Origin of the sequence: Pseudomonas flavocrustae (assembly GCF_029872515.1) — a bacterium.
GTDB classification, from domain to species: domain Bacteria; phylum Pseudomonadota; class Gammaproteobacteria; order Pseudomonadales; family Pseudomonadaceae; genus Chryseomonas; species Chryseomonas aestiva.
This window is the reverse complement of sequence record NZ_JAPDIQ010000002.1, coordinates 442622-467930: the sequence shown is the minus strand read 5'-3', so window position 1 is coordinate 467930 and position 25309 is coordinate 442622. Positions and strand designations below refer to the sequence as shown.

At 65.7% G+C, this 25309-nt stretch carries 27 protein-coding genes; 21 read left to right on the top strand and 6 right to left on the bottom strand.

Features of this window, described 5'->3' with window-relative positions; translation table 11 throughout:
- The first annotated feature begins 124 nt into the window (after nt 1-124).
- The 5 genes from minD to OMP44_RS06895 all read left to right on the top strand — a co-directional run bounded on the left by minD (nt 125) and on the right by OMP44_RS06895 (nt 3949).
- Nucleotides 125-943, top strand: a complete 819-nt coding sequence (minD, locus tag OMP44_RS06915) for a septum site-determining protein MinD (protein ID WP_133859342.1) — start codon at nt 125-127, stop codon at nt 941-943.
- The gene (minE, locus tag OMP44_RS06910; RefSeq protein WP_017642793.1) at nt 940-1194 is read left to right on the top strand and encodes a cell division topological specificity factor MinE; all 255 of its coding nucleotides are present in this window, start codon (nt 940-942) and stop codon (nt 1192-1194) included. The genes minD and minE overlap by 4 nt, the downstream gene beginning before the upstream one ends.
- 117 nt (nt 1195-1311) lie before the next feature.
- Nucleotides 1312-1947 carry an RluA family pseudouridine synthase gene (locus tag OMP44_RS06905; RefSeq protein ID WP_187979040.1) on the top strand — a complete coding sequence of 212 codons (636 nt, stop codon included), beginning with the start codon at nt 1312-1314 and terminating at the stop codon, nt 1945-1947.
- Nucleotides 1948-1992: 45 nt separating this feature from the next.
- The gene (locus OMP44_RS06900) at nt 1993-2571 is read left to right on the top strand and encodes a class I SAM-dependent methyltransferase (RefSeq protein WP_187979039.1); all 579 of its coding nucleotides are present in this window, start codon (nt 1993-1995) and stop codon (nt 2569-2571) included.
- Nucleotides 2572-2659: 88 nt separating this feature from the next.
- On the top strand, nt 2660-3949 hold the full coding sequence (locus OMP44_RS06895; RefSeq protein ID WP_280307105.1) for a M18 family aminopeptidase: 1290 nt from the start codon (nt 2660-2662) through the stop codon (nt 3947-3949).
- A 7-nt stretch (nt 3950-3956) separates the two neighbouring features.
- Here OMP44_RS06895 and OMP44_RS06890 read toward each other — a convergent pair whose 3' ends face one another.
- Complete coding sequence (locus OMP44_RS06890) at nt 3957-4694, bottom strand: UTRA domain-containing protein (protein ID WP_058790817.1); 738 nt, start codon at nt 4692-4694, stop codon at nt 3957-3959.
- A 182-nt stretch (nt 4695-4876) separates the two neighbouring features.
- On the opposite strand from OMP44_RS06890, the gene OMP44_RS06885 reads away from it, so the two are divergent.
- Genes OMP44_RS06885 through OMP44_RS06860 form a run of 6 tightly spaced genes read left to right on the top strand, consistent with a single transcriptional unit; the run spans nt 4877 to nt 9978 of the window.
- Entirely contained in the window at nt 4877-5938 is a 1062-nt protein-coding gene (locus tag OMP44_RS06885) for an ABC transporter substrate-binding protein (protein ID WP_133859346.1), read from the top strand.
- Nucleotides 5939-5942: 4 nt separating this feature from the next.
- Entirely contained in the window at nt 5943-6740 is a 798-nt protein-coding gene (locus OMP44_RS06880; RefSeq protein ID WP_280307103.1) for an alkaline phosphatase family protein, read from the top strand.
- A complete protein-coding gene (locus tag OMP44_RS06875; RefSeq protein ID WP_133859348.1) occupies nt 6737-7570 on the top strand; it encodes an ABC transporter permease in 834 nt (277 codons plus the stop codon). Before OMP44_RS06880 ends, OMP44_RS06875 begins: the two co-directional genes overlap by 4 nt.
- On the top strand, nt 7557-8342 hold the full coding sequence (locus tag OMP44_RS06870) for an ABC transporter permease (protein ID WP_133859349.1): 786 nt from the start codon (nt 7557-7559) through the stop codon (nt 8340-8342). Before OMP44_RS06875 ends, OMP44_RS06870 begins: the two co-directional genes overlap by 14 nt.
- Complete coding sequence (locus tag OMP44_RS06865; protein ID WP_280307101.1) at nt 8339-9328, top strand: ABC transporter ATP-binding protein; 990 nt, start codon at nt 8339-8341, stop codon at nt 9326-9328. Before OMP44_RS06870 ends, OMP44_RS06865 begins: the two co-directional genes overlap by 4 nt.
- Entirely contained in the window at nt 9325-9978 is a 654-nt protein-coding gene (locus tag OMP44_RS06860; protein ID WP_280307099.1) for an HAD family hydrolase, read from the top strand. Before OMP44_RS06865 ends, OMP44_RS06860 begins: the two co-directional genes overlap by 4 nt.
- Before the next feature lie 173 nt (nt 9979-10151).
- Here the strand turns inward: OMP44_RS06860 and OMP44_RS06855 are convergent, their stop codons facing one another.
- Nucleotides 10152-11114: an NAD(P)H-quinone oxidoreductase gene (locus tag OMP44_RS06855; RefSeq protein ID WP_280307098.1), complete on the bottom strand. Its 963-nt coding sequence runs from the start codon at nt 11112-11114 to the stop codon at nt 10152-10154.
- 237 nt (nt 11115-11351) lie between these two features.
- On the opposite strand from OMP44_RS06855, the gene OMP44_RS06850 reads away from it, so the two are divergent.
- Complete coding sequence (locus tag OMP44_RS06850; RefSeq protein WP_187979032.1) at nt 11352-13433, top strand: carboxy terminal-processing peptidase; 2082 nt, start codon at nt 11352-11354, stop codon at nt 13431-13433.
- A gap of 92 nt (nt 13434-13525) precedes the next feature.
- Complete coding sequence (locus tag OMP44_RS06845) at nt 13526-15271, top strand: bifunctional diguanylate cyclase/phosphodiesterase (protein WP_273862838.1); 1746 nt, start codon at nt 13526-13528, stop codon at nt 15269-15271.
- Nucleotides 15272-15274: 3 nt separating this feature from the next.
- On the opposite strand, the gene OMP44_RS06840 is transcribed toward OMP44_RS06845, so the two are convergent.
- The 3 genes from OMP44_RS06840 to bamJ form a co-directional block, all read right to left on the bottom strand.
- Complete coding sequence (locus OMP44_RS06840) at nt 15275-15646, bottom strand: hypothetical protein (protein ID WP_280307095.1); 372 nt, start codon at nt 15644-15646, stop codon at nt 15275-15277.
- Between the two features lie 5 nt (nt 15647-15651).
- Nucleotides 15652-16116: a YkvA family protein gene (locus OMP44_RS06835; protein ID WP_280307093.1), complete on the bottom strand. Its 465-nt coding sequence runs from the start codon at nt 16114-16116 to the stop codon at nt 15652-15654.
- Between the two features lie 150 nt (nt 16117-16266).
- Complete coding sequence (bamJ, locus tag OMP44_RS06830) at nt 16267-17040, bottom strand: BamJ family beta-barrel-assembly machinery protein (protein ID WP_280307091.1); 774 nt, start codon at nt 17038-17040, stop codon at nt 16267-16269.
- 255 nt (nt 17041-17295) lie between these two features.
- On the opposite strand from bamJ, the gene OMP44_RS06825 reads away from it, so the two are divergent.
- The 8 genes from OMP44_RS06825 to OMP44_RS06790 all read left to right on the top strand — a co-directional run bounded on the left by OMP44_RS06825 (nt 17296) and on the right by OMP44_RS06790 (nt 24325).
- Complete coding sequence (locus tag OMP44_RS06825; protein ID WP_187979031.1) at nt 17296-17586, top strand: hypothetical protein; 291 nt, start codon at nt 17296-17298, stop codon at nt 17584-17586.
- Nucleotides 17587-17649: 63 nt separating this feature from the next.
- On the top strand, nt 17650-18324 hold the full coding sequence (locus tag OMP44_RS06820; protein ID WP_280307090.1) for an ABC transporter ATP-binding protein: 675 nt from the start codon (nt 17650-17652) through the stop codon (nt 18322-18324).
- Entirely contained in the window at nt 18321-20780 is a 2460-nt protein-coding gene (locus tag OMP44_RS06815) for an FtsX-like permease family protein (protein WP_280307088.1), read from the top strand. The genes OMP44_RS06820 and OMP44_RS06815 overlap by 4 nt, the downstream gene beginning before the upstream one ends.
- The gene (locus OMP44_RS06810) at nt 20770-21822 is read left to right on the top strand and encodes a lipocalin-like domain-containing protein (RefSeq protein WP_280307086.1); all 1053 of its coding nucleotides are present in this window, start codon (nt 20770-20772) and stop codon (nt 21820-21822) included. The genes OMP44_RS06815 and OMP44_RS06810 overlap by 11 nt, the downstream gene beginning before the upstream one ends.
- 125 nt (nt 21823-21947) lie before the next feature.
- Nucleotides 21948-22259: a DUF6482 family protein gene (locus OMP44_RS06805; protein ID WP_280307085.1), complete on the top strand. Its 312-nt coding sequence runs from the start codon at nt 21948-21950 to the stop codon at nt 22257-22259.
- A 163-nt stretch (nt 22260-22422) separates the two neighbouring features.
- Complete coding sequence (locus OMP44_RS06800) at nt 22423-22854, top strand: DUF4440 domain-containing protein (protein ID WP_187979026.1); 432 nt, start codon at nt 22423-22425, stop codon at nt 22852-22854.
- 143 nt (nt 22855-22997) lie between these two features.
- On the top strand, nt 22998-24023 hold the full coding sequence (locus tag OMP44_RS06795) for a TerC family protein (RefSeq protein ID WP_280307084.1): 1026 nt from the start codon (nt 22998-23000) through the stop codon (nt 24021-24023).
- A gap of 14 nt (nt 24024-24037) precedes the next feature.
- Nucleotides 24038-24325: a hypothetical protein gene (locus OMP44_RS06790; RefSeq protein WP_280307083.1), complete on the top strand. Its 288-nt coding sequence runs from the start codon at nt 24038-24040 to the stop codon at nt 24323-24325.
- Between the two features lie 406 nt (nt 24326-24731).
- Here OMP44_RS06790 and OMP44_RS06785 read toward each other — a convergent pair whose 3' ends face one another.
- Nucleotides 24732-25205 carry a GreA/GreB family elongation factor gene (locus tag OMP44_RS06785; RefSeq protein WP_208694798.1) on the bottom strand — a complete coding sequence of 158 codons (474 nt, stop codon included), beginning with the start codon at nt 25203-25205 and terminating at the stop codon, nt 24732-24734.
- Nucleotides 25206-25309 lie beyond the last annotated feature (104 nt).

Sequence of the window (25309 nt, the reverse complement as noted above, 5' to 3'; positions counted from 1 at the left end):
CGCGAATTTTTCGCACTTGGCGCCTAAGCCGCCAACGGCAACACGAAGCGCGACACTGCCTGCAATCTCGTCACCGAGGGCATCGAGTCGCTTCAGTTATTCCTTTCGATCAAGGTGAATCAGTTTGGCCAAAGTACTCGTAGTCACCTCCGGCAAGGGCGGCGTCGGCAAGACCACCAGCAGCGCCGCCATCGGTACCGGTCTCGCCCTGCGCGGCCACAAGACCGTCATCGTCGACTTCGACGTCGGCCTGCGTAACCTCGACCTGATCATGGGCTGCGAGCGCCGCGTGGTGTACGACTTCGTCAACGTGATCAACAACGAAGCCACCCTGAGTCAGGCCCTGATCAAGGACAAGCGTCTCGAGAACCTGTTCGTGCTGGCCGCCAGCCAGACCCGCGACAAGGACGCCCTGACCCAGGACGGCGTGGAGCGCGTGATCAACGAACTCAAGCAGACCTTCGACTTCATCGTCTGCGACTCCCCGGCCGGCATCGAGAAGGGTGCTCACCTGGCGATGTACTTCGCCGACGAGGCCATCGTGGTGACCAACCCCGAAGTCTCCTCGGTCCGCGACTCCGACCGCATGCTCGGCCTGCTGGCCAGCAAGTCGCGCCGCGCGGAAAAGGGCGAGGAAGCCATCAAGGAACACCTGCTGCTGACCCGCTACAACCCCGAGCGCGTCACCAAGGGCGAAATGCTCGGCGTCGAGGACGTGGAAGAGATCCTGTCCATCCGCCTGCTCGGCGTGATCCCCGAATCCCAGGCGGTGCTCAAGGCGTCGAACCAGGGTATCCCGGTAATTCTCGACGAACAGAGCGACGCCGGTCAGGCCTACAGTGATACCGTGGAACGACTGCTCGGCAAGGAAGTGGCCTATCGCTTCCTCGACGTGAAGAAGAAAGGCTTCCTGCAACGTCTGTTCGGGGGTGGTAGCGAATGAACATCTTCGACTTCTTTCGCGATCGGAAGAAGCAGAACAGCGCTTCGATAGCCAAGGAGCGGCTGCAGATCATCGTGGCCCACGAACGCGGTCGCCACGAGCAGCCGGACTATCTGCCGCAATTGCAGAAAGATCTGCTGGAAGTGATCCGCAAGTACGTGCCCATCGAGCAGGACCAGATCCAGGTCGAACTGGAAAATCAGGGCAGTTGCTCGATCCTCGAACTTAACATCACCCTGCCCGACCGCTAAGGCGAGCGCAGCAGGACAGCGGCGGCCCCAGGGCCGCCGCTGGCGTTTAAGCCATGGCGAATCCTCGGTACCTGCCCAGCGCGGTGCCGCGATTCGCCGCCAGGTCCCAGGAAGCCCATGCCCCTCTCCAACATTCGCATCATCCACGAGGACGCCGCCCTGCTGGTGGTCGACAAGCCTACCCTGCTGCTGTCGGTCCCCGGTCGCGCCGAAGACAACCGCGACTGCCTGGTGACCCGCCTGCAGGAAAACGGCTATCCCGAGGCGCGCATCGTCCATCGCCTGGACTGGGAGACCTCCGGCGTCATCGTGCTGGCGCGGGACGCCGACAGCCATCGCGAGCTGTCCAGGCAATTCCATGATCGCGAAACGGAAAAGGCCTACATCGCCCTCTGCTGGGGCGAACCGGAGGCCAACAGCGGCCGCATCGAATTGCCGCTGCGCTACGACCCGCCGACCAAGCCGCGCCATGTGGTGGATCACGAACTGGGACGCCATGCCCTGACCTTCTGGCAGGTGCTGGAGCGCCATGGCCACTACAGCCGGGTGGAGCTCACGCCCATTACCGGCCGCTCCCATCAGCTGCGCGTCCATATGCTGAGCATCGGGCATCCGCTGCTGGGCGATCAGCTCTATGCCGAGGGCGAGGCGCTGGCGGCCCAGCCGCGCCTCTGCCTGCACGCCAGCCTGCTGACGCTGACCCACCCCCTTTCGGGCGAGCGGATGAGCTTTACCAGTCCCGCGCCTTTCTAAGCCTGGGCGCTGGCATACTGAGGCACTCAGCCAGAGGAGTGCCGCTTGTCTCACTGGACGTCCTACTACACCGCCACTGCCGCGGGCGGTCCGCGCGAGACCCTGCTGCAGGCACTCTCATCCCGCTCAGATCCGCCAGGATTGGCGCTGGATCTGGGCTGTGGCACCGGGCGCGACACCCTCGTCCTGCTGGAACGCGGCTGGCAGGTGCTGGCGGTGGATGCCGAGGCCGAGGCGCTGAGCACCCTGCGCGAGCGCACGCCGACCCTGCTGCAGAAACGCCTGGAAACCCGCCAGGCACGCTTTGAAACGCTCGAAATCCCTCCCTGCGACCTCGTCAATTCCAGCTTCGCCCTGCCCTTTTGCGAGCCAGCGCGCTTCCCGCTGCTCTGGACCGGGATCACCGCGGCGGTGCGCCCGGGTGGGCTGTTCTGCGGCCAGTTGCTCGGCGAGCGGGACAGCTGGGCCAGCAAGGGGGTGGCGGTCGTCGACGCCGCGGTCCTGCAACAGCTGCTGCGGGACTGGCAAGTCCTCCTGCAGCGGGAAGAGGAGGAGGACGGCCATACCGCGGTCGGGCGGCCCAAGCACTGGCATATCCATCACCTGGTGCTGCAGCGCCGCTGAGCCCTGAGCTGCCGTCCGCCCTGGGCGCTACGCTCGACTCCCCTGGGTCCAGAACCTAGACTGGACGCCTTGTCGTCCGGAGTCGTCCATGCGTACCGATCAGATCCAAGGCCTCATCGATTTCCTCTCCACCTCGCCCACGCCCTTCCACGCCACCGCAACCCTCGCGCGCCGTCTCGAAGCCGCCGGCTACCAACGCCTGGACGAGCGAGAAAGCTGGTCCGTGCAGCCGGGTGGACGCTACTACGTCACCCGCAACGATTCGTCGCTGATCGCCGTGCGCCTGGGTGCCCAACCGCTGGAACGCGGCCTGCGCCTGGTCGGCGCCCATACCGACAGTCCCTGCCTCAAGGTCAAGCCGCAGCCGGAGCTGCAGCGGCAGGGCTTCTGGCAACTGGGCGTCGAGGTCTACGGCGGCATGCTGATGGCGCCCTGGTTCGACCGCGACCTGTCCCTGGCGGGCCGGGTGACCTATCGCGCCGAGGGCCGGGTGCAGAGTCGCCTGATCGACTTCCGCAAGCCGCTGGCGATCATTCCCAATTTGGCCATCCACCTCAATCGCGAAGCCAACCAGGGCTGGGCCATCAATGCCCAGAACGAGCTGCCACCGATCCTGGCCCAGGTGCCTGCCGGCGAGCGGCGCGACTTCCGCGCCCTGCTGGCGGCGCGCCTGCAGCAGGAACATGGCATAGACCAAGCCGAGGTGCTGGATTTCGAACTGAGCTTCTATGATGTCCAGCCCGCCGCCCTGATCGGGCTGGATGACGACTTCATCGCCGCCGCTCGCCTGGACAACCTGCTGTCCTGCTATGCCGGCCTGGCAGCCCTGCTGGCCGACGAGGGCGACGAGAACGCCGTGCTGGTCTGCACCGATCACGAGGAAGTGGGCTCCACCTCCTGCTGCGGCGCCGACGGTCCCTTCCTCGAACAGGTGCTGCAACGCCTGCTGCCCGCCGGGGATGCCTTTACCCGCACCCTGCAGCGCTCGCTGCTGATCTCGGCCGACAACGCCCATGGCGTGCACCCCAACTATGCCGACAAGCACGATGGCAACCACGGCCCGAAACTGAACGGCGGCCCGGTGATCAAGGTGAATGCCAACCAGCGCTATGCCACCAGCAGCGAAACCGCGGCCTTCTTCCGCGACCTCTGCCAACGCGAAGCGGTGCCGGTACAGAGCTTCGTGGTGCGCAGCGACATGGGGTGCGGTTCCACCATCGGCCCCATCACCGCCGGGCAGCTGGGGGTGCGCACCGTAGACATCGGCCTGCCCACCTTCGCCATGCACTCCATCCGCGAACTGGCCGGCAGCCATGACCTGGGCCATCTGATCAAGGTGCTGACGGCCTTCTATGCGAGCAGCGAACTGCCGCTCTGAAGCCAGCCTAGTCCGGTACTTCGACCCTGACCTGGATGGCGTCATGCCGCCAGAATTCCAGGTCGCAATCGATCAGTCGCCCCTGCTGGTCGTGGTTGATGCGGGTGATGTGCAGCGCCGGACTGCCCTGCGCCACCCGCAGCGCCTGGGCCGCCTCCGGCAGCAGCGCCGTCGGCAGGATCTCGAAGCGCACCTCGCCGTAGCGAATGTCGTAGCGGTCGCGATACAACTCGGTGAGGGAGCGCTGCAGATCGTGCTCCAGCAAGCCCGGGAAATAGGCGGCATTGAGGTAGTGCTCGACATAGAGCACCAGCCGGCCGTCCACCCGACGCACCCGGCGGATCTGATAGACGCTGGACAGCGCCGGCAACTCCAGCAGGCGACAGATCTCCGCGGACGCCAGCATCTGCCGGGCCGCCACGACCTCGGTCGCCGGTACCCGTCCCTGGGCTTCCACCATGGCGTGAAAATGGGTCCGTGCCAGGGGGTTGTAGGCCAGCCGCGGCGGGGCGACGAACCAGCCCCGACGTTCCTCGCGATAGATCAGCCCTAGGGCTTCCAGCTGCAGCAGGGCTTCACGCAGGGTGATACGGGTGGTGGCGAACAGCTCGCTCAGCTGGCGCTCGGAGGGCAGGCGCTCCATGGCCGGCAGCAGGCCATGGGCGATCTGCTCCTGCAATGCCTGGCGGATGGCACCGGCACCCGGCGCACTTCTTTGGACTAGACCAGTTTCGGATTGGTGCACCCGGAGTGCCTCGACTAGGGTTTGTTGGGAGACTAAGACGGCCAGATGACCGCTTGGTGACGATTGCAGCGCCCGTGCCAGCGGTGAAACAGGGCGCATTGCCATCAAATCGTCATACCCCGGTCCTAGATTGGCCTGTGTCTTGCTGACCTAGACCAAGCCCTAACACCTGGAGCACCCGTATGACCCGTCTGCTTGCTTCCTTGTTGGCCACTGCCGTTGCGCTACAGGCCGGTACCGCCTTCGCCGATACCGTCGATCTCAAGTCCCTCGAAGCCGCCGCCCGCAAGGAAGGCGAGGTGAACAGCGTCGGCATGCCCGATACCTGGGCAAACTGGAAAGGTACCTGGCAGGACCTTGAGCAGAAATATGGGCTCAAGCATCAGGATACCGACATGAGCTCCGCCCAGGAGATCGCCAAGTTCGCCGCCGAAGGCGAGAACGCCTCCGCCGACATCGGTGACGTCGGTGCTTCCTTCGGCCCCATCGCCGTGCAGAAGGGCGTTACCCAGCCCTACAAGCCGAGCACCTGGGACCAGGTACCGAGCTGGGCCAAGGACAGCGACGGTCACTGGGCGCTGGCCTACACCGGCACCATCGCCTTCATCGTCAACAAGCAGACCGTCAAGGACGTCCCCCACTCCTGGGCCGATCTCCTCAAGGGCAACTACAAGGTCACCATCGGCGACGTCAGCGCCGCCTCCCAGGCGGTGAGTGGCGTACTGGCAGCGGCCTATGCCAACGGCGGCGACGAAAAGAACATCAAGCCGGCGCTGGACTTCTTCGCCAAGCTGGCCAAGCAGGGTCGCCTGGCCTTCACCAACCCGGTGGTGGCCAACCTCGAGAAGGGTGAAGTGGAAGTCGGGGTGGTGTGGGACTTCAACGCCCTGAGCTATCGCGACCAGATCGATCGCTCGCGCTTCGAGGTGCTGATCCCCTCCGATGGCTCGGTGACCTCCGGCTACACCACCATCATCAACAAGTACGCCAAGCACCCCAACGCCGCCAAGCTGGCCCGCGAGTACATCTTCTCCGACGCCGGCCAGATCAACCTGGCCCAGGGCTATGCCCGGCCGATCCGCGCCGAGCACCTGACCCTGCCGGCCGACGTCCAGGCCAAGCTGCTGCCCCAGGCGCAATACGCCAAGGCCCGGCCCATCGCCGACGCCAAGGCCTGGGAGGAAACCTCCAAGCGCCTGCCGCGGCTCTGGCAGGAACACGTTCTGATCAACATGCAGCAGTGACGTCATGAAGGTCATCCTGGTCGTGCTGGACGGACTCGCCCTGAGGGTCGCCGAACACGGACTCGGCTTTCTCCAGGCGCTCTGCCTGGCTGGCCGGGGTCGCCTCTACCGGTTGGAGTGCGAATTGCCCTCGCTCTCCCGCCCGCTCTACGAATGCCTGCTTACCGGGGTGCCCCCGGTGCGCAGCGGCATCGTCCACAATGGCGTGGACCGGCTGTCCAACCAGACCAGCCTCTTCCATCTGGCCCAGGCCGCCGGCCTCACCACGGCGGCGGCGGCCTACCACTGGGTCAGCGAACTCTACAACCGCAGCCCCTTCGATCGAGCGCGGGACAGGCACGTCAGCGACACCGCCCTGCCGATCCAGCACGGCCACTTCTATTACGCCGACCACTACCCGGACTCCCATCTGTTCGACGACGCCGAGCACCTGCGCCTGACCCAGGCGCCGGACATCCTCCTGGTCCATCCAATGAACATCGACGATGCCGGCCACCGGCACGGCCTCTCCAGCCCCGAATACCGCAATGCCGCGCGCCGCGCCGACGGCCTGCTGTCCCACTACCTGCCCGCCTGGCTGGACGCCGGCTACCAGGTGCTGGTGACCGCCGACCACGGCATGAACGACGACCGCAGTCACGGCGGGACGCTTCCGGAAGAACGCGAGGTGCCCCTGTTCGTCTTTGGCGCGGGCTTCTCCCTGGGCGAGGCCACACCGCGCCAGGTGGAGATCTGCGGCACCGTCTGCACGCTGCTGGGTCTTGCCCACGACAAGCCGCTATGCCGGGAGTTGCTGGCATGAAGCGGCCCTGGCTCGCCCTGCTGCTGATCCTGCCTTTCCTGCTGGTGTTCGGCGCCTTCCAGCTGGCGCCCCTGGCCTGGATCGCCTTCAACAGCTTCAATTCCAGCGAAAGTGGCTGGGGCCTGGGCAACTACGCCGAAATCCTCGGCTCGCCCTTTTACCTGCAGGCCATCCGCTTCTCCCTGGAAATTTCGCTCTGGTCCAGCGTCTGCGGTCTGCTCATCGCCCTGCTCGGCGCCTATTCGCTGACCCGGGTCGACTCGCGGCTGCGCGGCTTCGTGGTGGCCTTCACCAACATGACCAGCAACTTCGCCGGGGTGCCGCTGGCCTTCGCCTTCATCATCCTGCTGGGCATCAACGGTTGCCTGACCCTGGCGCTCAAGCAATTCGGACTGATCGAAGGCTTCAACCTCTACACCAAGGGCGGACTGATCCTCATCTACACCTACTTCCAGATTCCCCTGGGGGTGTTGCTGCTGTTCCCGGCCTTCGAAGCCCTCAAGCAGGACTGGCGCGACGCGGCGGCGCTGCTCGGCGCCGGCACCTGGCAATACTGGCGGCACATCGGCCTGCCGGTGCTCAGCCCGGCGCTGGTCGGCACCTTCATCATCCTGCTGGCCAACGCCCTGGGCGCCTACGCCACGGTCTATGCGCTCACAACCGGCAACTTCAACGTGGTACCGGTGCGCATCGCCGCCCTGGTTTCCGGCGATATCTATCTGGAGCCCAACCTGGCCGCGGCGCTGGCCATGCTGCTGGTGGCCTTCATGACCCTGATCACCCTCGTCCACCAGTGGCTGCTACGGCGGAGTCGGCATGTCCAGAACTGAGCGCCTCTATCATCGGACAGTGGTCTGGGTCCTGTTCCTGATCCTGTTCACGCCCCTGGCCGCGACCCTCCTCTATTCCCTGGCCACCCAGTGGTCGGCGACCCTGCTGCCGGCGGGCTTCACCTTCAAGTGGTACCTGCAGCTGTGGAGCGAGCCGCGCTTTCTCGCCGCCTTCGGTCGTTCCCTGGCGATCTGCTTTGGCGCCCTGGCGCTGTCCTGCGTGCTGATCCTGCCGGCCATGTTCGCCGTCGCCTATCACTTTCCACGGCTGGATGCGCTGATGAACGTGCTGATCCTGCTGCCCTTCGCCGTACCGCCGGTGGTCTCGGCGGTTGGTCTGTTGCAGCTCTACGCAAGTGGTCCGCTGCCGCTGACCGGCACGCCCTGGATCCTGGTGTTCTGCTACTTCACCATCGCCCTGCCCTTCATGTACCGCGCCATCAGCAACAACCTCCAGGCGCTGAATCTGCGCGACCTGATGGACGCCGCCCACCTGCTCGGCGCCAGCTCCTGGCGCGCCGCCCTGCTGGTGGTGCTGCCCAATTTGCGGACCGGGCTGATGGTGGCGCTGTTCCTGTCCTTTTCCTTTCTCATCGGCGAATTCGTCTTTGCCAACCTGCTGGTGGGAACGCGCTACGAGACGCTGCAGATCTACCTCTACAACCTGCGCAACGGCAGTGGCCACCTGACCAGCGCCCTGGTGATCTCCTACTTCCTCGCGGTCCTGCTGCTGACCTGGATCGCCAATCGCCTCAATCGGGAGCGGACATGAGCTATCTCGCGGTCAAGGGACTGCACAAGCGCTACGGCGCCAACACCCTGTTCACCGACATCGAATTCCATGCCGAACAGGGCGAACTGGTGACCCTGCTCGGTCCCTCGGGCTGCGGCAAGTCCACCCTGCTGCGCTGCCTGGCCGGGCTCACCGAGGTCGACCGCGGCGCCATCGTGCTGGCCGACCAGGACATCACCCAGCTACCACCGCAGCGCCGCGGCATCGCCATGGTGTTCCAGAGCTATGCGCTGTTTCCCAACATGACGGTGGAGCAGAACGTCGCCTTCGGCCTGCGCATGCAGCGCCTGGCACGGGACGAGGTGCAGCAGCGCGTGCAGGAGGTCCTGACCCTGGTGGAACTGCAAGGCTTCGCCACGCGCTATCCGCACCAGCTCTCCGGTGGCCAGTGCCAGCGGGTGGCCCTGGCGCGCTCGCTGATCGTGCGGCCACGGCTGCTGCTCCTGGACGAACCCCTCTCGGCGCTGGATGCCCGCATCCGTCGCCACCTGCGCGAACAGATTCGCGCCATCCAGCAGGAGCTGGGCCTGACCACGGTGTTCGTCACCCATGACCAGGAAGAGGCTCTCACCCTGTCCGATCGCATCGTGCTGATGCGCGAGGGCCGCATCGTCCAGAGCGGCGATGCCGAGACCCTCTACACCGCGCCGGTGGATGCCTTCGCCGCCGGCTTCATCGGCAACTACAACCTGCTCAGCGCCGACCAGGCCAGCCGGCTGTTCGGCCAGACCTTCCAGGGGCAGGTGGCGATTCGTCCCGAGGCCATAAGGCTCGGCGCCGCCGGTGGTTTCAGCGGCCGCATCGTTGGCCACAGCCTGCTGGGCAACGTGATCCGCTACCGGATCGCCACCGAAGCCTGCGAACTCAATGTCGACGTTCTCAACCATGGCCCGTCGGCCTTGCAGGCGAACGGCACAGCCGTCACCCTGGCCGTCGATTCCGACAGCCTGAGAGAAGTGGCATGACCCTGGCGATTTTCGATCTCGACGAAACCCTTATCGATGGTGACTGCTCCAGTCTCTGGAGCCAGCAGATGGGCGTGCTCGGCTGGGTCGACCGCGAGTCCTTCGTGCGGCGCGACAGCGAGCTGATGGCGGCCTACGCCCAGGGCGAACTGGCCATGGAAGACTACATGGCCTTCCACCTCGAACCCCTGGTGGGCCGCACGCCCGAAGAAGTGGATTTCGAGGTCGGTCCCTGGGTCGAGGACGTCATCGAACCGCTGATCTTCAGCGACGCCATGAAGTGCATCGCTGCCCACCGCGCCGCCGGCGACCGCGTGATCATCGTCTCGGCTTCCGGGGTGCATCTGGTGGAGCCCATTGCCGAGCGGCTGGGCGTGGAAGAGGTGCTGGCCATTGATCTGCAGGTCAGCCACGGCGTCTACAGCGGCCAGGTGGAAGGGGTCATGACCTTTCGCGAAGGCAAGCTGACCCGGCTGCTGGAATTGCTCGGCGGCGACCGCAGCCTGCTGGCTAACGCCAGCTTCTACTCCGACTCCCGCAACGACCTGCCGCTGCTCGAAGCGGTGGGCAAGCCGCACGTGGTCAACCCGGATCCGGTATTGCGCGAGCGCGCGGCACAGGCCGGCTGGCCGATCCTCAGCTGGCGGTAGAGTCAGTAAGACACTTATGTTATCGCGGCCATGGGCCGCTCCTACAGAAGCATCGCCCCTCGTAGGAGCGGCCCATGGCCGCGATGAAGACAGTTGCGCCTACAGCGGACTCGATCTGTAGGAGCGACCGTAGCGGCGGACCGCCATGGCCGCGATAACCCTGGCCGTGGGTGCTACTCCAACCCCTCGTCCAGCACCAGCACCACCTTGCCGTTCACCTCGTTGCTTTCCAGGGCGGCAAAGGCGGCTTCGGCGTTCTGGGCGGCGAAGCGGCGTTCCAGGTTGACGTTCAGCTTGCCTTCGGCGAACAGCGGCCAGACCCTGGCTTCCAGGGATCTCATGGTCTTGGCCTTGAACTCCACGGATCGATTGCGCAGGGTCGAACCGATGATGCGGATGCGCTTGCCCAGTACCTTGCCCAGATCCATCTCGGCCTGACGACCGCCCATGAGGCCGATCAGCACCCAGCGTCCATCCTGGCCCAGTAGGTCCAGGTTGAGCGGCGCATAGTTCGCCCCCACCGGATCGAGGATGACGTGGAAGGGCGCGAAATCGCGCAGGCCTTCCAAATCGGTCTTGCGCAGCACCCCGCCCTCGGCGCCGAGGCGCTCGCAGTGCGCCAGACGATCCTGGGAACCAACGCTGACCCAGCAGGGATTGCCAAAGGCCTTGCACAGCTGGATGGCGGCCGAGCCAACGCCGCTGGCACCGGCATGCAGCAGCACCTTTTCACCCGGCTGCAGGGCGGCCAAGTCGAACAGGTTGCTCCAGGCGGTCGCCCAGACCTCGGGCAGCGCCGCGGCCTCGACCAACGACAGGCCTTCCGGCACGGAAGCGGCCTGGCGCCCATCCACAACCACCTCGCTGGCCATGCCGCCGCCGGCCAGGAGTGCGCAGACGCGATCACCCACCTGCCAGCGCGAATCCGCGGTGGTCTCGCTGACCACCCCGGCGCATTCGAGGCCCAGGGTCGCCGGCGCGCCGGGTGGCGGCGGATAGTTGCCGGCCAGTTGCAGCAGGTCGGCACGGTTGAGGCCGGCGGCCGCCACCTTGATGCGAATTTCCCCTGGCGCCAGAGCGCGAGCGCTCAGTGACTGCCATTCCAGTTGCCCTTCGATACCTTGCAATGCGTTCACGGTGCCTCCATAGTGGCTCAGGCTTTGACGAAAAGCGCCTGCGCCGGCGGGTTCTGCGGGAGTCGAGCGGACCGGAAGACGCGGGGCTGTCACAGCCTTCCCCTCCGATCGCCGCTACCCTTCAGACCGCCGTCAGACGACTTTCGTCAGCGCCCGTCATACTTCCCCTGGCCGCGGAACCGCCCGGGCCGGGAAGGGCCTATAGCCTATTCCTTTCCGTGCATTAGTCGAATACACATGAAGCAGCTCTTGTCCCGTACCGCCCTCGTTGTCCTGCTTGGCGTCAGCGCAACGCCCCTCTTCGCCAAGCCCAACGCGCCGGTAGGCGCCGAGAAACTGCAACCCGACCGCGACCAGGTTATCGCCAGCCTCAACATCGTCGAACTGCTCAAGCGGCACCACTACAGCAAGCCGCCGCTCAACGATGCCCAGTCGATCAAGATCTACGACAGCTATCTGAAGATGCTTGATCCCGGCCGGCTATATTTCAATGCCGCCGACATCCGCGAATTCGATGCCTCGCGCACCCGTTTCGACGACTACCTCAAGCAGGGCAATCTCGAACCGGGCTTCGCCATCTACCGCCGTTATGCCCAGCGCATGACCGAGCGGCTGAACTATGGGCTGGGCCTGCTCAACGCCGGCATCGGCAAGCTCGACTTCAGTGTCGACGAGTCCTTCAACACCAATCGCGAGAAGGCGGCCTGGCCGGCGGACACCGCCGCGCTGGACGATCTCTGGCATCGCAAGCTCAAGGACGAGGTGCTGCGCCTGCGGCTGTCCGGCAAGACCGACCAGCAGATCCAGCAGCAGCTGACCAAGAGGTACAAGAATCAGCTGGCGCGCCTCAACCAGACCCGTGGCGAAGATGTCTTCCAGACCTACATCAATGCCTTCGCCGAGTCCTACGACCCGCACACCCAGTATCTCTCGCCGGAAAGCGCGGAGAACTTCGACATCAACATGAGCCTGTCGCTGGAAGGCATCGGCGCAGTGCTGCAGAACGACAACGACTACGTGCAGATCCTGCGCCTGGTCCCGGCCGGCCCTGCCGACAAGTCCAAGCAGATCGCTCCGGCCGACAAGATCGTCGGCGTCGCCCAGGGTGACGGCGAAATGGTCGATGTCATCGGCTGGCGCCTCGACGAGGTGGTCAAGCTGATCCGCGGGCCCAAGAACTCCAAGGTGCGCCTGGAGATCATCCCGGCGAGCAATGCGCCGAACGACCAGAAGACCAAGATCGTCACCATCACCCGCGAAGCGGTCAAGCTCGAAGAGCAGGCGGCGCAGAAGCACGTGATCGACGTGCCCCACGAGGGCAAGCACTACAAGCTCGGCGTGATCGACGTGCCGGCGTTCTACCTGGACTTCAAGGCCTATCGCGCGGGCGATCCGAACTACAAAAGCACCACGCGTGACGTGAAGAAGCTCATCGGTGAGCTGCAGAAGGAAAAGGTCGACGGCATCGTCCTCGACCTGCGCAACAACGGTGGTGGCTCGCTGCAGGAAGCCACCGAGCTGACCGGGCTGTTCATCGACCAGGGTCCCACCGTGCTGGTGCGCAATGGCGACGGCAAGGTCGAGGTGCTGGCCGACGACGAAGGCGGCGCCTTCTACAAGGGCCCCCTGACCGTGCTGGTCAATCGCCTGTCCGCTTCGGCCTCGGAGATCTTCGCCGGCGCCATGCAGGACTATCACCGCGCGCTGATCGTCGGTGGCCAGACCTTCGGCAAGGGCACCGTGCAGACCATCCAGCCGCTGAACCATGGCGAGCTGAAGCTGACCATCGCCAAGTTCTATCGCGTCTCCGGCCAGAGCACCCAGCATCAGGGCGTCCTGCCGGACATCGATTACCCGGCGGTGGTGGACACCAAGCAGATCGGCGAGAGCGCCCTGCCCGATTCCATGCCCTGGGATACCATCGCCCCGGCGGTGACCGGCCTGAGCAATCCCTTCGCCAACTACCTGCCGGAACTGGTCAAGCGCCATGACGTGCGGGTGCAGAAGGATCCCGACTTCATCTTCGCTGGCGAGCGCCTGAAGCTGGCCCAGGAGCTGGCGGCGGACACCACCGTCAGCCTCAACGAGCAGAAGCGCCGGGCCGAGCAGACCGCCCTGGACAATCGCCAGCTGGCCATGGAAAACCAGCGGCGCCAGGGCAAGGGTGAAGCCCCGCTCAAGGAGCTGAAGAAGATCGACGAGGACAACCCGGCGATCGACGACGACAAGACCAAGCCGCAGGACGACGCCTACCTGATGGAGTCGGGTCATGTACTGCTGGACTATCTCGACCTGAGTCAGACACCACCCAAGCGCTGACATCAAAGCGTCATATCTCTGTCGTGAAATGCCCGGGGGTCGCCAAGTGCGACCCCCGGGCATTTTCGTTTCTGGGTTTCTACAGGCTAACCATGACGCTTAACGACCAGGCTGGGGTGTTGGATCGCATTCTCGCCAACCGCGAGCTGCATTCGCTCTTTCAACCCATAGTGTCCTTGAGCGAGCGACGCATCCTCGGCTACGAGGCGCTCATCCGCGGCGCCTCCAATACTCCGCTGCAATCCCCCCTGCCCCTCTACGCCACCGCGCGCCAGGCCGGTCGCCTGTCCGAACTGGAAATCGCCGCCCGCCAGCAGTCCTGCCAGACCTTTCGCGAACTGGCCCTGGATGGCCTGCTGTTTCTCAATGTCTGCCCGGAAACCCTGCTGGAGCCGGCGCATCAGTCGGGGCAGACCCTCAAGCTGCTGCAGCGCCTGGGGCTCTCACCGGCCCAGGTGGTGATCGAGCTGACCGAACAGGCGCCCATCGATGACTTCGCGCTGCTGGCCACCGCCCTGCACCACTACCGCGCCATGGGCTTCTCCATCGCCCTCGATGATCTGGGCGCGGGCTATTCCAGCCTCCGGCGCTGGTCGGAGTTGCGCCCGGACTTCGTCAAGATCGATCGGCATTTCATCGAATCCATCCACCGCGATGCGGTGAAACGCGAATTCGTCGGCTCCATCCTGAAGATGGCCGAAGCCTCCCGGGCCCAGGTGATCGCCGAGGGCATCGAGACCCACGAAGAGCTGTCGACCCTGGCTAGCATGGGCATCGACCTGGTGCAGGGCTATCTGCTGGGCCGCCCGACGGCGGCCCCGCCGCGCGAGATCCAGACCCTGCTGCCGGTGATCACCACCCGCAGTTCCGATTTCGCCGAGGAAGCGACCACCGTCGCCAGCCTCAGGGTCGAGCAGGTCGCGGTCGGCCAGGACATGCTGATCCCCGAGGTACTGGAGCGCTTCCGCCTGCAACCCAGCCTCAATACCCTGGCGGTGGTGGACGAGGACGATCGCCCGGTGGGCATCGTCCATCACCACGAGCTGAGTTCGGCGCTGCTCAAGCCCTTCGCCCACGAAGTGTTCGCGCGCAAGCCCATCGCCCGGCTGATGAGCCAGGATTTCCTGGCCACCGAAACCAACCAGTCGCTGCAGCAGGTCAGCCGGCTGCTCACCGCGCGGGCACGCCAGCGCATCGAAGAGGATTTCATCATTACCGAGGGCGGTCGCTATGTCGGGGTCGGTCGGGTGATGGATGTCCTGCGGCTGATTACCGAGCAGCGCATCCAGCAGGCCAAGCACGCCAACCCCCTCACCCAGCTGCCCGGCAACGTGCCCATCCAGCAGTGCCTCACGCGCTTGCTGGATCAGCAGCGCGAAGCCGTGGTGTGCTACGTCGACATCGATGGCTTCAAGCCCTTCAACGATCTCTATGGCTACGCCAAGGGCGACGAGGTGCTGCTCTCGCTGGCGCAGACCCTCTCCGAACGCCTGGATCCGCAGCAGGACTTCGTCGGCCATATCGGTGGCGACGACTTTCTGGTGGTGCTGGGTTCCTCGGACTGGCGACAGCGACTCAACGGCCTGATGGCGGGCTTCCAGGAGCGCTGCCGGCATTTCTATCGCAGCGAGCACCTGGAAGCCGGCTGCTTTCTCGCCTACGACAGAGACGGCCGCCGCCGCGAGTATCCGCTGCTGTCGCTGTCACTGGGGGTCGTGGAGCTGGACAAGGAGGCCGGCAAGCGGGTGGATGCCAGCGGCCTGGCCGGCCTTGCCTCGGAAGCCAAGCGCAACGCCAAGAGGGTGCCCGGCTACAGCCTGCACCTGATGCGGGCTTGAACCCTATTTAAGGCGATGGTCGGGATAGCGGTGGTCGAATACCCGGGTCACCTCGGCCGCGTGCCAGCTGACTGCATCGCTCACCGGCGGCGAGCCGTCCAGGGCACCCAGGCGCAGGGCGCAGTCGAAGAAACCTTCACGAGGGATGCGCGTCCCGCTCTGGCTCACCACCAGCGCACTGCGCAGGGGCCGGCCCTCGCGACGGTCGAGGGCCGCCAAATACTCCAGAGCGGTGGTCAGAGTCACCATCGCCGGCTGGGGCAGCCCCAGCCGTTCGATCACCGAGCGATAGGTCAGCAGGCTGCGGCTGCGCCGCGCACTTTCCAGTTCATCCAGCAAGGCCAGCCAGTGCTGGCGACTGATGCGTACGCTCAAGCCATTCAGTCCCGCAGCTGATCGAGGGCGACACCCGCCGCCGGCCGTTCGTGTCGGTCGGGCAGCGCGGCCAGAGCCGCCTGCTGACTTGCGGTACGGTTGGCGCGCCAGGCTAGGAAGCCATCCAGCTCGTCGCTGCAGGCCTTGCCGACCCAGGCCAGCACGGCGAGGTCGTCGAGCAGACCGAACATGGGCACCCAGTCGGGAATGAGGTCAATAGGCAGCAGGAAATAGACCAGGCCGCCGGCTACGGTCAGCAGCGTCTTGCGGCTGACCCCGCGATACTCGCCGCGCCACCAGGCCAGCAGCAACTGATGGAACAGCCCCAGGGTCTCACGGGCTTCGCCCAGCTTGAGTCCACGCTTGCTGGTCTTGCGCGCGACGCCGAGCAGCAGCGCCGGCAGGCGGCCACGGATCAGCAGGCGCTGGGCGATACCCAGATAGCGATCAAAATTCTTCGGCGGCTTCATGGACACCTCGAGCAATGGAGAACGGAGGGCAGCAACCCCTTTGGCGCAGGGCTTTTCACCCCAGCTTTGATCGCACCGCTGCGTCAGGGTTTCCCGCCGCCCAACGTAAAACGCCCTGCAAGGCAGGGCGTCTGATACAGCAGGAGCGGCTTACTTCTTGGCCGGGGCCTTTTCGGCAGCGGCCGGCGCATCGGCAGCCGGAGCGACCGGGGCGTCTTCGGCGTCGGCAGCAGCGGCGTCCTTGATGCCGAGCAGTTCCAGGTCGAACACCAGCACCGAGTTGGCCGGGATCGCCGGGCTCGGGCTCTGGGCGCCGTAGGCCAGCTCGGAGGGGATGTACAGCTTGATCTTCTCGCCGACATGCATCAGTTGTAGCGCCTCGACCCAACCCGGAATCACGCCGTTGACCGGCAGGTCGATCGGGGTGCCACGCTTGATGGAGCTGTCGAACACGGTACCGTCGACCAGCTTGCCCTCGTAGTGCACGGTGACCACGTCGGTGGGCTTGGGCTGCGGGCCGTCGGCCTTCTTGACCACTTCGTACTGCAGGCCGGAGGCGGTGGTGATCACACCAGGCTTCTTGCCGTTCTCTTCAAGAAACTTCTTGCCGGCCTTGGCGTTGTCTTCGCTGACCTTGGTCATCTTCTCTTCGGCACGCTTCTGCAGGGCGGCGAAGGCTTCGGTCAGCTGCTGATCGGTCAGCTTCTGGTCCTTCTTGCCAACGGCGTCCTCGATACCCAGGGCGACGGCCTTGGGATCCAGGTCATCGATACCTTCCTGGGCCAGGCTCTTGCCCATGTTCAGGCCGATGCCGTAGGACGCCTTCTGGGCCGGGCTTTCCAGCTCGACCTTGGGCTTGGAGTCGCAGCCGCCCAGAACCAGACCCACCAGGGCCACCGCTGCTGCCAACCGATACTGTTTCATGTTGATTCCTTATCCGTGCGCATTGTGCGCGTTCAAATAACTGATCGAGCTTACAAGGAGACCTGCTCGCTTGCCATCGTCAGGCCTCTAAATGGCTGCAAAGGATAAGATTTCAAGCTTAGGTCTGCCTGAACATCGCGTGAACGAGGGGCGGGCAATCCCTGCGACGTCTTGTCCGGGGTGCCCGAGCAGTGGCGACCGGCGCGAGTCCAGGCGCTAGACTAGCGCCTTCTTCAGTGCCTGCCAGAGACCTCCATGTTCGAGCCCAACGATCTGAATCGCCCGCCCCTCGACCTCGCCCGCGAATCGCGCAAGGCCGGCGGCTACGGCCTGCTGTACTCGGTGCTGCTGGCGATCGGCATCCTGCTCTATCACCACTGGGTGCCCAGCGCCTTCCCCGGCAGCCTGCTGGAAATGTCCCTGGCGCTGCCCATCATCCTGTTCGCCGGCAGCGCCGTGTACTACCTGAACATGGTGCGCAAGTGCGAACGCCTGCAGCGCGAGGAAGACGAAAAAGCTGGCAAGGGCAAGGCCAAGCGCCGCTGACCGCGCTGAACGTCACCGCCCGCGCCCGGTCGATTGCAGACCACGACCGGCGCTGGAGGCGCGATGCTGACCATCACCGATCTGCACAAGAGTTATCCCACGCCCCAGGGGCCGCTGCCGGTCCTGCGCGGCGTGGACCTGAGCCTGGCGCGGGGCGCGAGTCTGGCGCTCATGGGCGAATCCGGCAGTGGCAAGAGCACCCTGCTGCATCTGGTCGCCGGTCTCGACCGGCCTGACCGAGGCGATATCCAGGCCGCGGGCCAGGCACTCGCCAGCCTCAACGAGCGTGACCTCGCCACCTGGCGCCGCGAGGGCATCGGGCTGATCTTCCAGCAATTCAATCTGATCGCCAGTCTGACCGTGGCCGACAATCTCGCCTTCCAGGCCCGGCTGGCCGGCCGCCATGATCCGCGCTGGCAAGCCGAGCTGGCCGAACGCCTGGGCCTGGCCACCCTGCTGGAACGCTATCCGGAACAGCTCTCCGGCGGCCAGCAGCAGCGCGTGGCCCTGGGGCGGGCGCTCGCCTCCTGGCCACCCCTGCTGCTCGCCGATGAACCCACCGGCAATCTCGACGAAGCCAGTGGCGACCAGGCCCTCGCCCTGTTGCTGGAACTGGTGGCCGAGACCGGCAGCAGCCTGCTGATGGTGACCCACAGCGCGCGTATCGCCAGTCATCTCGATCGCACCCTGCAACTGGAACGCGGACGTCTCGGCGGCGCAGCCGTGGGCCCATCATGAGGCTGCTCTACTGGAGTCTGCACAGCCTGGTCAGTCACTGGCGGCGGCATCCCCTGCAACTCGCCGGCCTGGTCGCCGGCCTGTGGCTGGCGACCGCACTGCTGACCGGAGTGCTGGCGCTCAACGCCCAGGCCCGCCAGAGCTATGCCCAGGCCAGCGCCCTCTTCGGCGCCGACCAGTCGAGTCTTGAAGCCCCCGACGGCAAGCGCTTGCCCCAGGCGCTGTTCGTTGAACTGCGCCGCCAGGGCTGGCCGGTGTCGCCCGTCCTACAGGGGCGCCTGACCCTGGCCGAGCGCGAGGGCGCCCTGCCACTGCTGGGCATCGAACCGGTCAGTCTGCCCAGCGATCGCGGCGTGACGGCCAGCGCACCGCCAGAGGCCCTGTTCGACTTCCTCGGTCCGACCGGGACCACCTGGATCGCGCCAGAGACGCTGCGTGAATGGCGGCTGCAGGCCGGCGCGGTGCTGCATCGCGCCGATGGCCTGGTGCTGCCACCGTTGCAGCCGCGCCCCGGCCTGGCGCCCGGTACCCTGGTAATGGACATCGGCCAGGCTCAGCGCCTGCTGGACGCGCCAGACCAGCTTTCCCGGCTGATCCTGCCAAAGACCTTCCAACGTGCCCTGCCCACCCTGGACGGGGTCAGCCTGCAACGGGTGGAGAATGACCAGGGCGCCGAACTGGACCGCCTGACCGACAGCTTCCACCTTAACCTGCTGGCACTCGGCCTGCTGGCCTTTGCCGTCGGCCTGTTCATTGTCCATGCCGCGACCGGTCTGGCGCTGGAACAGCGCCGGGCCCTACTGCGTACCCTGCGCGCCTGTGGCCTGTCGGCCGCGACCCTGGTACTGGCGCTGACCCTGGAGCTGGCGCTGATCGCCCTGGGGGCGGGCGCCCTGGGGGTTGCCAGCGGGTACCTTCTGGCGGCGCTGTTGCTACCCGATGTGGCGGCCAGCCTGCGCGGCCTCTACGGCGCCGAAATCGCCGGCAGCCTGACCCTGAGTCCGGCCTGGTGGCTGGCCGGCCTCGGCCTCAGCCTGGGTGGAGCCCTGCTGGCCGGTGCCGATGGTCTGTGGCGCGCGGCGCGGCTACCGCTGCTGGCCCTGGCCCAGGGCGAGGCCTGGCGCGCTGCCCATGGCCGCTGGCTGCGTCGCCAGGCGCTGGGTGCCCTGCTGGTGGGCCTGGCGGCGCTGGTCCTCTGGCTGGGCGGCAACAGCCTGGCCAGCGGCCTGGCCCTGCTGGGTTGCCTCCTGCTGGCTGCCGCGCTGGCGTTGCCCCCGCTGCTGAGCGCCCTGCTGGATCTCCTGCTGAAGCGGGCACGGAGGCCACTTTCGCGCTGGTTCCTGGCCGACGCCCGACAACAGTTGCCCGGACTGTCCCAGGCGCTGATGGCGTTGTTGCTGGCCCTGGCGGCCAATGTCGGCGCCGGCAGCATGACCGAGGGTTTTCGCCGCACCTTCGATGGCTGGCTCGACCAGCGCCTGGCCGCCGAACTCTATCTGCGCCCGCAGGACGCTGCCCAGGCGGCGACCCTGCTCGACTGGCTGCCCCGCCAATCCAGCGTGCGCGCGGTACTGCCGGTGTACGAACGGGAGACGGGTATTCAAGGCCAGCCATCTACCCTGAGCGGTATCCTCGACGCCGATCTCTATCGGCGACACTGGCCGCTGCTCGATGCCGGCGACGAGGCCTGGACGCCGTTCTTCGCCGGTGATGGCCTGATGCTCAGCGAGCAACTGGCCCGCCGCCTGGGGGTGGTCAAGGGGCAACGGCTGGAGCTGCAGGGCAGCCAGGGTCGCTGGTCCGCCCCGGTGCTCGCCACCTATGCCGACTATGGCAATCCGCGCGGCCACCTGCTGCTGCCTCAGGCTCGCCTGCGGGCGCTGTGGCCGGATGCCGCCCTAGTGCGCATCGTCGTCCGCATGGCGCCGGCGCAGGTGGAGGCCCTGCGCAGCGAGCTGCAGCAGCGCTTCGGGCTGGACGCCAGTCACTCCATCGATCAGGGTCAGCTGCGGCGTTATGCCGACCAGGTCTTCGAGCGCACCTTCAGCGCCACCGCGGCGCTCAATGCCCTGACCCTGGCGGTGGCCGGTCTTGCCCTGTTCATCGCCCTGCTCGGCCAGGCGCAACGCCGTCTCGGCCAGCTCGCGCCACTCTGGGCGCTGGGCATCGAGCGTCCGCGGCTGATCCTGCTCAGTCTGGGCCAGTTGCTGGGGCTCGCCCTGCTGACCCTGGCACTGGCCATCCCGTTGGGCATCCTGCTCGCCTGGTGCCTGGTGGCGGTGGTGAACGTCCAGGCCTTTGGCTGGCGATTGCCGCTGCAGGTCTTTCCGGGCCAGCTGTTGGCGCTCTCCGCCATTGCCCTGCTGGCAACCCTGCTGGCGGCCGCCTGGCCCCTGCTTCGGCTGCAGCGCAGTCAACCGCTGGATCTGCTGCGAGAACTCGGTAATGAACGCTAGGGTCCTGCTGGTCGCATTCCTGCTGCTCACCGGTTGCGACGAGCAGCCGCCGTCCGCAGGCTTCGCCGGCCTCGGCCAGGGCAGCGAGAACTTCGCCGCGGTGGTGCCCGGCAAGGTCTTCAGCTTTCCGGCCGATCACGGCGCCCACCCGGATTTCCGCATCGAATGGTGGTACGTCACGGCCAACCTCAGCGATGCCGAGGGCCATCAATACGGCGTGCAATGGACGCTGTTCCGCAGCGCCCTGCGCCCCGGCGCCGACCAGCCCGGCTGGAGCAACGGCAACCTCTGGCTGGGCCATGCCGGCCTTACCAGCGAGACCCGCCAGTTTTCCGCCCAGACCCAGGGTCGCGGCGGCATCGGCCAGGCCGGGGTGACCGCCGCGCCCTTTTCCGCCTGGATCGACGACTGGCGGCTGAGCGGAGACCTGAACGGACGCGCCGAGGTTCGGGCCCAGGGTCCGGGCTTCGCCTACCGGCTGAATCTCGCCGCCAGCGGCCCGCTGGTGCTCCAGGGCGAAGGCGGGGTGAGTCGCAAATCCGCCAGTGGCCAGGCGTCCTACTACTACAGCCAGCCGTTCTTCCAGGCCCAGGGCGAATTGGAGATCGAAGGCCGGCGTGTGCCGGTCAAGGGCCTGGCCTGGCTGGATCGCGAATGGAGCAGCCAGCACCTGGCCGCGGACCAGCTCGGCTGGGACTGGTTTTCCCTGCACCTGGACGACGGTCGCCAACTGATGCTCTATCGCCTGCGCCAGGCCGACGGCCAGCACTATCTATTCGGCAACCTGATCGGTGCCGACGGCCACAACCAGCCCCTACATCCCGGCGATATCCGCCTGGCGCCGGAGTCCACCCACAGGGTCGCCGGACGCGAGGTGCCGGTACGCTGGTCCATCACCCTGCCGGGGCAGCAGCTCGATCTGCATATCGCGGCGGTCAACCCCGATGCCTGGATGGCCCTGGGCACGCCCTACTGGGAAGGTCCGGTAAGGGTGGAGGGCAGCGCCAAGGGGGTGGGCTATCTGGAAATGACGGGGTACTGAAAAAAGCCGCAAAACGCGCCCTGGCCGCCTCTCGCATCGGAACTCCCAGCCCTGCCCTCGCCTCGAATCCCTAACTCCCCCTGCCGCCGCGCAGGGCTCGTTAGCGTGATAACCGAGGTGTGTCGATGAATGTCAAAGAGCTGAATCAGCAGGTCAAAGCCGGCGCGGTCAAGGAAGTCAACCTGGTGTCCATGGAAGGCGGCTCCTACGTCATCCATGCCTTGGTGGAAGGCACCTCGGTACCGGTCGCCGATGACAAGGGCGCGACCCTGCACGTGGCCTCGGTGGAAGAAGCCCGGCGTATCCTCGACGACGTCAAGGAGGTGCGCCTGTTCATCGCCCAGCCAGCGGTCTATGAAGAGATGGTCGGCCAGCCGGTGAGCGAGACCGATTCCCGCGAAGAGATCCCGCTGCGCTCGAAGATCGAGAATCGCTGAGCCGCACTCCTCCGCCGTCGCCGGCTACCGACGGCGACGCCGCCCCGTCATGACCCGGATCTCCCCGACCGGTGTCATCTTCCAACGATCTGGCCATGGCACGTACTCGCTCAGTACCAATTGTTATATTATAACAATTTCAAGTTCACCTGAGGATAACGCCGTGTCTGTTGCCAGTCCTGCCCACGCGCCTGCTCGCTCCAACGAAGAGATCGCCTGCCTCGCCGGCGCCAAGGCTGCCCTGCACACCTGGGCGGCGACCGTCGCCACCCGCGATGTGGAAGCCATTCTTGCGCTCTATGCGCCCGACGCCATCCTGGTGCCGACGCTTTCCAACGAGGTGCGGGACTGCGAGGACAGCCGACGGGAATATTTCCGCAATTTCCTCGCCAATGAGGGGCTGGTGTGCGACGTGGAGATCTTCAAGAAGAGGGTCAGCAGCAAACTCAGCACCGTGGTGGTCGGCGGCCTCTATGTCTTCCACTATCGCGATGGCGAGCAGGTCATCAGTGTGCCCGCACGCTTTCTCTTCACCTTCGAGCAGATCGACGGCCGCTGGCTGATCACCGGCCACCATTCCTCCCGAGAGGCCTGATCCAGAGCGGTTGCATTTTGTAAAACTGCAAGCCTTGCCGAATGTGCGCGAGTTCGAAATCCTGTCCTGGTGACCCGGGCCCCTCTGACGGTATGTGCCGCCATGTCGAGTCATAGTCTTGAAACTTGACTAAGGAGGGGCTCATGAACGCCCTGCATGCATTCTTCTTCGCCGACTTCCTCGGCACCGCCACCTGGATGTGGCTGACCTTCTTCGCCGTCGTCATCGCCCTGCTGGCCTTCGACCTGGGTGTCCTCCACAAGGAGAACAAGCCCATCGAGGTCAAGGAAAGCCTGCTGCTGTCCGCGGGCTACATCACCGCGGGCCTGCTGTTCGCCCTCTTCGTCTGGCAGCTCAAGGGCGTTGATGCCAGCCTCGACTACGTCACCGGGTTCCTGATCGAGAAGTCGTTGTCCATGGACAACGTCTTCCTCATGGCGGTGATCTTCGGCTTCTTCGCCATCCCGCGGGAATACCAGCACCGGGTGCTGTTCTGGGGCATTCTCGGGGTGATCGTGCTGCGCGCCATCATGATCGGCCTGGGCGCCGCCCTGATCCATCAGTTCGACTGGATCCTCTATGTCTTTGGCGCCTTCCTGGTAATCACCGGGGTCAAGATGCTGTTCGCCAAGGTGGACGAAGAGCCCAAGCTCGACGACAACTTCTTCATCAAATTCCTGCGCAAGAAGCTGCGCGTGACCGACGAGCTGCACGGCCAGCATTTCTTCGTGCGCCAGCCTGATGCCAGCGGCAAGACGGTGCTCTGGGTGACGCCGATGTTCCTGGCGCTGATCGTGATCGAGTGCGCCGACCTGGTGTTCGCGGTGGACAGCGTGCCGGCGATCTTCGCCATCACCCAGGATCCCTTCATCGTCTACACCTCCAACGTCTTCGCCATCCTCGGCCTGCGCGCCCTGTACTTCGCCCTGGCGGCGATGATCCATCGCTTCGCCTATCTCAAGTACGCCCTGGCGCTGGTGCTGGTGTTCATCGGCTGCAAGATCTTCCTGGTGGGTATCATCGGCAAGATCCCCCCGGCGATCTCCCTGAGCGTGACCCTGGGCCTGCTGGCCGGTGGCGTGCTGGTGTCGCTGTACAAGACCCGCAGCGAGGCCAAGCCCACCGCTGCCGGTCATGAGCCGCGCGACTCCCTGAACAGGCCTTCGTGAAAGAGCGGACGACCATGACTACCAGAGCCATCCTCGGACTCGCCGGCATTCTCCTGCTACTTGGTCTCGGCGGTTGCGACAGTGCCGAGAAGGCCGCGGACAGCTTCGCCACCAAGGTGGAGGAAGCCGCTCGCGAACAGGCGCGGGAAACCCTCGGTGGGACGCTCGACGAGCTGAACAAGAAGGTCGACGAGGCCCAGAATCAGGGCCGCGCCTGGCTGGATCAGCATCGGCCGAAGTCGGAAAAGGAAGAGGCGGCACCGCCCAGGTCCAACCGGCCGGTGGAGGGGGTGGAGACCTGAGAGAGGGATCACCCTGGCGGCAATCCTGGAATCACGGCGGACCTCAACGTCTCTCAATCGCGGCCATGGCGATCCGCCGATGCGGCCGCTCCTACGGCCAACAGCACTGCCCTAATCGCACAACATGGTCGACGCCCCTAAGCGAGGTCTGTAGGAGCGGCCCATGGCCGCTATTACCATCAACGGCACCACATGGGATCGTAGCGTGGAAAACGGCGTAGCCTTTTCCACCGGGGCTTCGTGGCGAAGGCACCCTCACCCCAACACTCTCCCGAGGGGAGAGGGAGCTATCCGGGCGGGCATTCATCTCCATCGGCACCGGCACGCTCGCGATCCGCCGCCATTGCCCAGTCCACAGGCGCGGGCCAAGGCCACGATGGAGACAGGACGTTACCTCTGTCCTACGTTAATACACCGCCAGGATCTCCTGCCGGTGCACCTTGCCTTCCACCGTCACCGCCACCTCATCGCCCTCCTCCCGCCCCAGCAATGCCTGACCCAAGGGTGCGCGGGGCGAGATCACCAGGACATCGTGGCCATCCAGCCTGACCTTGAGTCCCGCTGCATCCGGGCCGAGGAACAGCCAGCGGCTGGCCGTCGCAGTGGTCAATTCGACCAGGGCACCGACGCGAATGCCATCGTTCATGGCGACGGGTGTCAGCGCCCGGTAGGCCGCCAGGGCCAGCTCGATCTCGTGCAGGCGACGGCGTTGGCCATCCGCCAGATAGGCCGCTTCCAGACCGCGGGTGTCGTACTTGTTCTCGGCCTTGCTTTCGCTGTGGGTGGCCGCCTCGTGGCTGGCCGCCAACTGCTGGCTGATGACCTCGCGGTCGGCTTCCAGGGCCTGAAGAATGAGGGGAAGCAGTCGCGCTTTGTCCATGAACCGGTCGCCGGAGCAAAGAGTGCGAGCCTAAGGCCAAAACCCGCTCGCTGCCAGTCCTCGGAGAACGTCCGTCCGGCCATTAGAACCCGCACGCGGGCCAC